This is a genomic window from Sedimentimonas flavescens (assembly GCF_019264375.1).
Lineage (GTDB): Bacteria > Pseudomonadota > Alphaproteobacteria > Rhodobacterales > Rhodobacteraceae > Rhodobacter > Rhodobacter flavescens.
This window is the reverse complement of record NZ_JAHVAI010000001.1, coordinates 597,213-607,846: the sequence shown is the minus strand read 5'-3', so window position 1 is coordinate 607,846 and position 10,634 is coordinate 597,213. Positions and strand designations below refer to the sequence as shown.

Here is a 10,634-nt window from a genome sequence, read left to right as displayed (position 1 = left end):
ACATCAAGGACCCCAGCCAGAACATAACCTGGACAACACCCCAGGGCGGCGACGGACCTAACTACCCGAATATGTAACGGTCGAATTCGAGGAGGAATTCTATATGTCCGAACGGCGCCAATCGCTCCCCCCCACCAGTTCGCTCGATGCAGAGAGCATCACACGACAGGGCGCCGAATTCCTCGAATTGATGACCCGCCTGCAGGCTGTTGCGAAGCGCTCGCAAGAGACCGCCTCCGCCAAGATCTCGGGGCAGGATTTCTCCATTGTCGACTATCGCAGCGTGGTTGAGGCCTATATGCGCGCGCTGCCCGCCTTTCTGGAACGCCCGCTCGAAACGCTTGAGCTTTCGCAGCGCTTCTGGGTCGATTGGGCGAAAGCCTGGCAGGATGCCTGGAGCGGCGAGGGCGGCAAGGTCGGTGACAAGCGCTTTCGCGATCGGCGCTGGAATGCGGACCCGGTGACGCGCGGCCTGCGCGACAGCCATTTGGCGCTGGAGCGGGCCACGGAAGAGTTTCTGTCGGTTCTGCCGCAGGGCACCAAGGACAGCCTGCGAGTAAAATTCTATACGCGTCAGATGCTTAGCGCGCTGTCGCCGAGCAATTTCCTGATGCTCAACCCCGCCGCGCGTGAGCGCCTTCTAGAGACAGAGGGGCGCAGCCTGCTCGACGGTTTCCGCAATCTGGTGGAGGATCTTGAGCGCGGCGAGGGCCGGCTGGACATCAATACCAACGACGCTTCGGCCTTCGAGGTCGGCAAGGATCTGGCGGTGACGCCCGGCAAGGTCGTTTATGAAAACGAGCTGATGCAGCTGATCCATTACGAACCGATGACCAAGACGCAGCACAAGCGCCCGCTGCTGTTCGTTCCGCCGTGGATCAACAAATACTACATCTTCGATATGCGCCCCGACAATTCGATGGTGCGCTACATGCTTGAGCAGGGGCACTCGGTCTTCCTGATTTCCTGGGTGAACCCGACGCGCGAGCACGCGGCGATGAGCTTTGAGGATTACATGAAGCTCGGTCCGCTTGCGGCGCTGGACGCGATGGAGAAGGCGACCGGCGAAGAGCGCTTCGACATCCTCGGGTTCTGCATCGGCGGTATCCTGGTGACCGCGACGCTGGCGCTGCTGGCGGCGCGCGGCGACAAGCGCATCGTCACGGCGACCACCTTTGCGACCATGGTGGACTTCACCAATGTCGGCGAGGTCGGGGTGTTCATCGACCGCGACCGCCTTGCAGCGCTACGCAGTCATATGGCCGAGCACGGATATCTCGAGAATCACCACCTGCAGGACATGTTCTCGATGATTCGCGAAAACGACCTGGTGTGGTCGTTCCACGTGATGAACTACCTGATGGGACAAAAACCTCCGGCATTCGACCTGCTCTTCTGGAATGCGGACAGCACGCGCCTGCCCGCAGCCATGCTGCTGTGGTACCTGGAGAAGGTCTATATCGAGAACGGCCTGCGTCAGCCGGGCTTCCTGACGCTCGACGGAACGCCCATCGACCTCGGCAAGATCGACGTGCCCTTCTTCGTGCTGGCCACGAAAGAGGATCACATCGCGCCCTGGACCTCGATCTACCCGACCACGCAGCTTCTGGGCGGTGACGTGACCTTCGTGCTGGGCGGGTCGGGCCATATCGCGGGGGTGATCAATCCGCCCGCGGAGCGTCCGAAATACGGCTACTGGACCCGCAGCGACTATCCCGAGAAATCCGAGGAATGGCTGGAAGGCGCCAAGCAGCATTCCGGCTCGTGGTGGCCTGAATGGGCCAAGTGGATTGCCTCTCACAGTGACGATGCGCGCGTACCCGCCTACCGTCCCGGCAAGGGTGGCCTCAAGGTCATCGAAGATGCACCGGGCCGCTACGTCCGGGCCAAGTGAGAACGCCGAGGCATCTCCGGCCTGATCAGGAAGCGTGCTTCTCGGTCAGGCGAAAACATTCACCGCCGCACGAACGCTGAAGGCGGCGGTGAACTTTTTGGGCGTGTGCCCCGAGATGCCGGGGCACCTCCCGCTACCGCAGTAAGCCGGCCCGGCAACTCGGGCGCAGATTGTTGATGGGCAAGGACGCTTAGGCCCGCTTGGAGGAAGCTTTGCATGAAGCACAACATTTACGAAATCGGTCTTGATCAGAACGCCGCTAATTACGTGCCGCTGACCCCCGTCAGCTTCATGGCCCGCACGGCGGCGGTTTACCCCAACCGCACGGCGGTCGTGTATAACGATATCCGCCGCACTTGGGCCGAGACCTATGCGCGATGCCGTCGTCTTGCCAGCGCGTTGAGCGCGCGCGGTATTGGCAGGGGCGATACCGTCTCGATCATCGCCGCCAACATTCCCGAGATCTATGAAGCCCATTTCGCTGTGCCGATGGCGGGAGCGGTGCTGAACGCGATCAATACGCGTCTGGATGCCGAGGCGATCAGCTTTATCCTGAGCCATGCCGAGACCAAGGTCTTTCTGGTCGATCCCGAGTTCGCGGAGGTCGCCGAGCGCGCGCTGCATATCGCGGGGCGCAGCGATATCCTCGTGGTCGACATTCTCGACGTGAGCTATGAGGGCGGACGCCGTATCGGTCAGATCACCTATGACGAGATGGTCGCCGAGGGTTCCGAAAGCTTCGAGTGGACGCCGCCGGCGAGCGAATGGGATGCGATCAGTCTGAACTATACCTCGGGGACGACGGGCAATCCCAAGGGGGTCGTCTATCACTACCGCGGGGCGCATCTGAACTCGCTCTCGAACATCGCGACCTGGCAGATGGGCGACACGCCGGTCTATCTGTGGACCTTGCCGATGTTCCATTGCAACGGCTGGTGCTTCCCCTGGACCATTGCCGCCGCGGCGGGCACGGTGATCTGCCTGCGCGCCGTGCGTGACGAGGCGATGCTGCGCCTGATGAAGGAAGAGGGCGTGACCCACTTCTGCGGCGCTTCGATCGTTCTGGCTCTTATCGTCCATGCCGATGCGGCGCTCAAGGAAGGCTTGCAGACCGGGATCAAGGTGCTGACCGGTGGCGCGCCGCCGCCTGCGATCATCATCGAGAAGATGGAGGCGATGGGCTTCGAGGTCACCCATGCCTATGGCCTGACCGAGACCTATGGCCCCGCCGTCACCTGCGCCTGGCACCCCGAATGGGATGCGCAGAGCCCGGCCGAGCGCGCCCGGCTCAAGGCCCGCCAGGGTGTGCGCAACCTTTCGGCCGAGGGCTTGATGGTCGCCGATCCGGAAACCCTGCAACCTGTGCCCTCCGACGGTCAGACCATCGGCGAGATATTCCTGCGCGGCAACAGCGTGATGAAAGGTTACCTCAAGAACCCGAGCGCGACGGACGAGGCATTCTCGGGCGGCTGGTTCGCCAGCGGTGATCTCGGTGTGATGCATTCCGACGGCTATGTCGAACTCAAGGACCGCTCCAAGGACATCATCATTTCGGGCGGCGAGAATATCTCGTCGATCGAGGTCGAGGATGTGCTTTACAAGCACCCCGAGGTGATGGAGGCCGCCGTGGTTGCCCGCCCGCACGAACGCTGGGGCGAGACGCCCTGCGCCTTCGTCAAGCTGAGCGCCGGTGCCACGGTCAGCGAGGCCGAACTGATCGCCTTCTGCCGCCAGAACATGGCGCATTTCAAGGCGCCCAAGACGGTCATCTTCTGTGAGTTGCCCAAGACGTCGACCGGAAAGGTGCAGAAATTCGCCCTGCGCGAACGGGCGCGCGAACTTGAGATGCAAGGCTGATGCCAGCCAAGGGGCGCCCCGACCCAGGGCGCCCCAGATCGGCGCGGAGTCGTGCCGCTGTCAGGCGCCCAGATCCCGCGTGACCCCCTGAAAATCTTGCCAAAAATCTTGCCCGACCGGCGCTGCCGTGCGAACCTGACGCCAGGGGAGGACATCTGATGGACGCAGGGGAAAAGGCCGAGCGCAAGAAGCTCGACGCCGCAGAACTTGGCGCGATTGCGCATCTCTACCGCGGCGAGGTGTATCGTTCGACGATCTGGCGAACACGGCTGGATACGACGACGAACTGGGCGGTGGTGACGCTCGGGATCGCGCTGTCGATTTCCTATTCCTCGCCCGCTGCCTCGCCCCTGCCGCTGATCCTGGTGGGGATCCTGATCATCTTCTTCCTGATGCAGGAGGCGCGGCGCTATCGCTATTTCAACGTCTGGCGTGCGCGCTGCCGCTGGCTTGAGACGCATTTCTACGCCCCCATGCTGCATGACGGCGATCTGCACATGGAAGAAGGCTGGCAAAAGACCCTGGCCGAGGATTACTGGGCCCCGCGCTATCATGTCTCTTTGTGGGTTGCGATTGGCCGCCGCATCCGGCGCAATTACTTCTGGATATTGCTGATTCAGACGGCGGCCTATCTGGGCAAGCTGCTCGTGCATCCCGAGCCTCTGACCCATGCCTCGCAACTGGCCGAGCGCGCCGCGATCGGGCCGATCAGCGGGAGCTACGTGCTGGCAATGGGCGGGCTTTACTGCGTTGCCTGGGGCGCCGCGACCGTGCTGAGCTGGCGCAGCGATTCTGCCCGCGCTGGCCGTCGCCGCGAACGCACCGGCATGGGGTGAAAGGCCGCGTTTCTTGACCTCGTCAGCCTCCTGGCCAGGTGAATGCAATCGCTGCGGGAAAACTCGGCAGCCATGAGTGATATACTTTAAGAAAGATTAAGGCATACTGGCGGGAGCGACCGGAGACGAACAGGGAGACCGCCTTATGGCTGCGAAAGCGCATACCCGCTCGGCGAAATCGACGATGGGGTCGAATTCGGATGATGTGATCCGCGGGACCGAACTGGACGACGTGATCAAGGGGCGACCGGGCGACGATCATCTCTTTGGCGAAGGTGGGGACGATGTTCTGAAGGGCGGCCCCGGCAATGACATACTCGATGGCGGCTCGGGCGACGATTTGCTGATCGGCGGGCCGGGAGAGGATACTTTCGTCTTCGATTTCAACATCTCGAACGACGGGGGCGGCGGCCTGCTCGGCACTTTCACCCCCATTTCCGGATGGGATTGGGACACGTTCTTTCTAGAGTATTTCGTCAAATTCCTTGGCAGCCACATCGGAGAACCTGGTGGCAAAGACCAATATCTGTGGGTCGATTACGAGGACAAAGACCCACTCGCAGATAATCCGGATCCGACGGTCGAATCCTACACCCTCAGCGATGGCACGGTCATCTATTACGAGAACGATCTCTACGCAACGGGCGGCGAGGGGGCCGTGGCGATCCTCACCTCGGACGGACACGACACGATCGCTTCGTTCCAGAGCGGTGTTAACGTGCAGGACACTATCCAGTTGAACGGTCTCTCGGGTCTGACCGATCAGCAGCTCGACGACCTCTTTGATCTTGCTACGGTCGATACCGATGGCGACGGGGTCGAGGATGCGTCGGTCCTAAGCTGGGGTGACGGAGCGGGGTCGATCACCATTGGCGGTACGACCGAGTGGGGCACCGATGTATTGGCCTTCTTCAGCGATGATCAGGTTTTTCTGGCCTGACGCACGCCTATTGCGATTCAGCCTCGGTTCAGGACTTTGGCGGATCATCGCGCGGGTTGGACCTTGGAGCCGGTTTCGCTTTGTGATCCAGTGACCGGACCGGGCCGCCGAGGGAGAAGGCATGATGGCAGTTGCGAGGACACAGGCACCGTCCGAATTACGTCGGACGCTGTGGTCCTCGGCGCGCAGCCTGCTGGCGGTGGCGCTGTTCAGCGCGGTCATCAACCTGCTGATGCTGACCGGGCCGATCTTCATGTTGCAGATCTACGACCGGGTAATCGGCGGGCGCACCAGCAGCACGCTGGTCGTTCTGTTCATCATCGTGGCCTATCTGTTCCTGATCATGGGTGTGCTTGACTTCGTGCGGGGAAGGGTGCTGGCGCTGATCGGGGCGCGGTTGCACGATGGCCTCAGCCCGCGGGCGTTGTCGGCGTCGCTTGCACTGGCCGAGCGTGGCGGCGAGCGGCGCGGCGATGTGCGGCCGTTGCGCGATCTGGCACAGGTGCAGGCGGTCTTTGCTTCGCCTGCTCTGGCGGCGCTGTTCGATCTGCCCTGGACACCGATTTTCCTGATCGTGCTGTTTCTGTTTCATCCGCTCCTGGGTTGGTTTGCGCTTGCTGGCACAGCGCTGGTTCTGCTGCTTGCGCTCTTCAATCAGCGTGTCACGGCGCGTCAGCAGGCGGTCGCGATGCGCAGCAATCTTGAGGCCGACGCCCGCGCGCAGATGATGGAGGACGAGATCGAGACGATCCGTGCCCTCGGGATGCGCGGCGCGCTGTCGGCGCTGTGGCAGGGTGCGCGGCAAGGCGGGCTGGAGGCTTCGTTGCGCGGCGCGCATCGTGGCGCGGCGATCACCTCGGCGACGCGGGCGACCCGGCTGCTGCTGCAATCTGCGGTGCTTGCGCTTGGCGCATGGCTTGTGTTGCAAGATGAATTGACGGCAGGCGCGATGGTCGCGGCCTCGATCTTACTGGGGCGCACGCTGGCGCCGGTCGAGCAGACCGTGGGGCAGTGGCCGGTGATGCAGCGCGGTCTGATCTCGGCACGCGCGCTTGACCGAGCCCTGGCCTCGGTGCCCGAGGCGCCCGCGCCAATGCCGCTGCCTGAACCCGCCGCGCTGATCTCGGCCCATGGTGCGACCTATCTGCCGCCGGGGCAGTCGCGGCCCTTGCTGCGCAACGTGAGTTTCAGCGCGCAGGGCGGCGATGTTGTGGCGGTGATTGGCCCCTCGGCCTCGGGCAAGACGACGCTGGCGCGGATGCTGGTGGGCCTCTGGGCGCCGAGCCATGGCGAGATCCGTCTGGGCGGCGCGACGCTTGAGCAATACGAACCCGACCGGCTGGGCCTGATGCTGGGCTACCTGCCGCAGCGCGTCACGCTGTTTGCGGGCACCGTGGCGCAGAACATCGCGCGCTTTCAGCCTGATGCCACGCCCGAAGATATCGTGGCGGCGGCGCTGGCGGCCTCGGCCCATGATCTGATCCTCGGCCTGCCCAATGGTTATGACACGCGCATCGGCGATCGCGGGAATGAGCTGTCGGGTGGCCAGCGCCAGCGCATCGGGCTTGCGCGCGCATTCTATGGCGATCCGGTGGTTCTGGTGCTCGATGAGCCGAATTCGAGCCTTGATGAGCCCGGCTTGCAGGCGCTGAACGCGGCGATTGCCACGGCGCGCGATGCGCAGAAGATCGTCTTCGTGATGTCGCACCGGCCCTCGGCGCTGGCGGTGTCGAACAAGGTGATGATGATCGAGGGCGGCGTGATGCGCGCCTTCGGACCGCGTGATGAGGTGCTGAGCCGCTTCGTCAAGAACAGCCCCAGCCTGATCAGTGCGGCCAGCCGCAAGCAGGGGGATGGCTGATGGTTTGGTCCACGACGCGTCTCATCACCATCGGTCTGTTGACCATCCTGCTGGGTATTGGCGGCTTCGCGGCGTGGTCCGTCGCGACCGAGATCAACGGCGCGGTCGTTGCCATGGGGCAGGTCGAAGTCGAGGCCCGGCGTCAGACCGTGCAGCATCCCGATGGCGGCCTTGTCGCCGCAATCGAGATCCGAGATGGCGATCTGGTTGAGGCGGGCGCGGCCCTGATCCGTCTCGACGGGACCGAGCTTGAGGCGCGGCAGTTGCTGCTGCGTCGCGGTCTATTCGAGACGCTCGCCCGGATCGACCGGCTGAGCGCCGAAGTGCTGGATGCTGAGGCCCCCGACTATCGCGCCGAGTTGCGCGATGCCGCTGCGGCCGATGCCGAGGTGGCGCGGGTTCTGGCCTCGGAAACCGCGCTGTTTGCCTCGCGCCGCGACACCATGGCCCAGACACTCGCGCAGCTAGACGAGCGCAAGTTGCAGGCGCGGGCGCAGATCGAGGGCTTCGGCCGTGAGATCACGGCGGGTGAGACCCAGTTAAGCCTGATCGAGAAGGAACTTACCGATCAGCAATCGCTCTATGAGCGCGGGCTGACGCAGTTCCGCCAGGTCTCGGTTTTGCAACGTGAGGCCGCGAGCCTTGAGGGCCAGATCGGGCGGCTTCAGGCCTCGGTCGCCGAAATCAACAGTGCTCGCGCGGGGTATGAGATCGAGGCCCTGCGGCTATCGGCGGCGCGGCGCGAAGAGGCGCAAAACGAGTTGCGCATGCTGGAGCCGCGCGAGATCGAACTGCGCGAGAACCTGCGGGTGGTCGAGACTGCGCTAGGCCGGCTGATCCTGCGCGCACCGATGACCGGGCGCGTGTTGGACCTGAAGGTCCACACTATCGGCGGGGTCATCGCGCCGGGCAGCGACATCGCGACGATCGTGCCCGCCGATACGCCGCTGATCTTCGTGCTGCGCATCGACCCGCGGCAAGTCGACCGGCTGCAACCGGGGCAGGGCGCGCTGGTGCGTTTTCCCAATTTTGACAGTCGCACGACGCCCAGTTTTTCGGGCGTGCTGCGCAGCCTATCCGCCGATACGGTGCTGGATGCGCAAAGCGGCGTGGCCTTCTACACCGCCGAGTTGACCATCGCCGAGGAAAGCCGGGCGGCGCTGGATGGTTTCGGGCTGCAACCCGGCATGCCGCTGGAGGCTTTCATCCAGACCTCGGCGCGCACGCCTGCCTCGTTCCTGCTCAAGCCGATTGCCGATTACATGTCTTACGCCTTGCGCGAAGAATGAGCGCGGAGTGAGCCGATGGAACTGCTCTCGGGGGATCGCGGCAAGAAGGCGCTGATCGCGGTTGCGTTGGCGGGGCTTTGCCTGGGGCTTTTGCTGCAATTCAGCGGGCAGGAGGCGCCCGCGCGATGGGTCTGGGCAGCGGGTGTCGCGCCGGTTCTGGCGGCGCTGGTCCTCGAGATTGCAGACGGGTTGCGGCGGGGTGAGTTCGGCCTTGATATCGTCGCGGCGCTGTCGATGTCTTCCGCGCTGATCTTTGGCGAGACGCTCGCCGCCGCCGTCGTGGGCGTGATGTATGCGGGCGGCACCTTTCTGGAAAGCTATGCCGAGGGGCGCGCCCGGCGCGAGATGCACGATCTGCTTTCGCGCGTGCCGCGCAGTGCTGCCCGGCTGCGCGACGGCAGGCTAGAGGCTGTGCCGCTCGATGCCATCGAGCCCGGCGACCGGCTGCTGATCCGGCAGGGAGAGGTTGCGCCGGTCGATGGCACGCTCTTGTCGGATATGGCGATGCTCGACACCTCGGCGCTGACCGGGGAATCGCTGCCCGTGCGCGCCGCCGCCGGCACCGAGGTCATGAGCGGTTCGACCAATGCCGGTGAGGCGTTCGAGCTGCGCGCGACGCGGATCGCCGCGCAAAGTACCTATGCCGGGATCGTGCGCCTTGTCGAAGAGGCGCAGCGTTCCAAGGCGCCGATGGCGCGGCTGGCTGATCGCTGGTCGCTCGGCTTTCTGGTGGTGACGCTGGTGCTGGCAGGTCTGGCGTGGTGGCTGACGGGCGATCCGATCCGGGCCGTCGCGGTTCTGGTCGTGGCCACCCCTTGCCCGCTGATCCTGGCCGTGCCTGTCGCCCTGGTCGCGGGGCTCTCGCGGGCGGCGCATTACGGTGTGCTGATCAAGGGCGCCAAGCCGCTTGAGATGTTGGCGCAGATCCGCACGCTGATCCTCGACAAGACAGGCACCCTGACCGAGGGGCGCCCGCGCATCCTTGCCGTTCAAAGCCGTGGTGCGCTGGAGGAGGATGAGATCCTGCGCCTAGCTGCCTCGCTCGATCAGGCCTCGCAGCACCCGGTCGCGCAGGCGCTGGTGCAGGCCGCGCGCGAGCGTGGGCTGGTGCTGTCTCTGCCGACCGAGGTTGCCGAAATCCCCGGAGAGGGCGTTCTGGGTCATATCGATGGGAAAAGCGTGCTGGTCGGCGGCGATCGCTTCGTGACCGAGCGGGTGGGCGATGGCGCCCTGCCGGACGAAGCGCTGATGGCGGGCGCGGTGTTGGTGGCGCTTTCTGTCGATGGGCATCTGGCGGGGCACCTGATCATGGCGGACCCGCTGCGCGAGGGCGCGCGCGAGATGCTCGACGCGCTGCGCCAGCTTGGCGTGTCGCGCATCCTTCTGGCCACCGGTGACCGTGCCGATGTGGCCGAGCGCGTCACCGATGGCCTCGGGCTTGATGGTCTGCGCGCCGGGCTGACGCCTGATCAGAAGGTGCTTCTGGTGCTGAGCGAGCGCAAGGATGGCGCGGTGGCCATGGTGGGCGACGGGGTCAACGATGCCCCCGCGCTGGCCGCCGCCGATGTCGGCATTGCGATGGGCGCGCGCGGGGCGGCGGCCTCGGCCGAGGCGGCGGATGTGGTGCTGCTGGTCGATAGCATCGACCGGCTGCGGCCGGGGCTGGAGATCGCGCGCGGTGCACGTGGCATCGCGATCCAGAGCGTCTTCATGGGAATCGGGCTGTCGGTTCTGGGGATGATCGCGGCGGCGCTTGGCTATCTGACGCCCGTCGAAGGCGCTCTGCTTCAGGAAGTGATCGACGTGCTGGCGATCCTCAATGCGCTGCGGGCCTTGCGGATTCGCCCCGCGCCCGTTGCCGGAATGGCCGCCTGAACGCATTGCGCGCGTCGGCGAAAAACGGCGCTGTCACCAAGGGTTGCATTGACGCCGCTGCCGCGATCTGCGATGCCGCGTG

At 64.7% G+C, this 10,634-nt stretch carries 8 protein-coding genes; all 8 read left to right on the top strand.

All coding sequences use genetic code 11. The annotated features are described in order from the left end of the window. Positions 1-77: 4Fe-4S dicluster domain-containing protein (locus KTQ37_RS16990; protein ID WP_218629015.1), on the top strand; the 77-nt coding region annotated here is incomplete at its 5' end. Positions 78-103: 26 nt separating this feature from the next. Continuing rightward, positions 104-1,894, top strand: a complete 1,791-nt coding sequence (locus KTQ37_RS03070; protein WP_218628983.1) for a PHA/PHB synthase family protein — start codon at positions 104-106, stop codon at positions 1,892-1,894. Between the two features lie 216 nt (positions 1,895-2,110). Continuing rightward, positions 2,111-3,751 (top strand): acyl-CoA synthetase, encoded by a 1,641-nt coding sequence (locus tag KTQ37_RS03065; protein ID WP_218628982.1) that lies wholly within the window; start codon positions 2,111-2,113, stop codon positions 3,749-3,751. A 158-nt stretch (positions 3,752-3,909) separates the two neighbouring features. Continuing rightward, on the top strand, positions 3,910-4,587 hold the full coding sequence (locus KTQ37_RS03060; protein WP_218628981.1) for a DUF2270 domain-containing protein: 678 nt from the start codon (positions 3,910-3,912) through the stop codon (positions 4,585-4,587). Between the two features lie 145 nt (positions 4,588-4,732). Continuing rightward, a complete protein-coding gene (locus KTQ37_RS03055; RefSeq protein WP_218628980.1) occupies positions 4,733-5,527 on the top strand; it encodes a calcium-binding protein in 795 nt (264 codons plus the stop codon). A 121-nt stretch (positions 5,528-5,648) separates the two neighbouring features. Next, the gene (locus KTQ37_RS03050; protein WP_236021017.1) at positions 5,649-7,388 is read left to right on the top strand and encodes a type I secretion system permease/ATPase; all 1,740 of its coding nucleotides are present in this window, start codon (positions 5,649-5,651) and stop codon (positions 7,386-7,388) included. Beyond that, positions 7,388-8,677 (top strand): HlyD family type I secretion periplasmic adaptor subunit, encoded by a 1,290-nt coding sequence (locus tag KTQ37_RS03045; RefSeq protein ID WP_218628979.1) that lies wholly within the window; start codon positions 7,388-7,390, stop codon positions 8,675-8,677. The genes KTQ37_RS03050 and KTQ37_RS03045 overlap by 1 nt, the downstream gene beginning before the upstream one ends. Positions 8,678-8,692: 15 nt before the next feature. Further along, on the top strand, positions 8,693-10,552 hold the full coding sequence (locus tag KTQ37_RS03040) for a heavy metal translocating P-type ATPase (protein ID WP_218628978.1): 1,860 nt from the start codon (positions 8,693-8,695) through the stop codon (positions 10,550-10,552). The last annotated feature ends 82 nt before the right edge of the window (positions 10,553-10,634 follow it).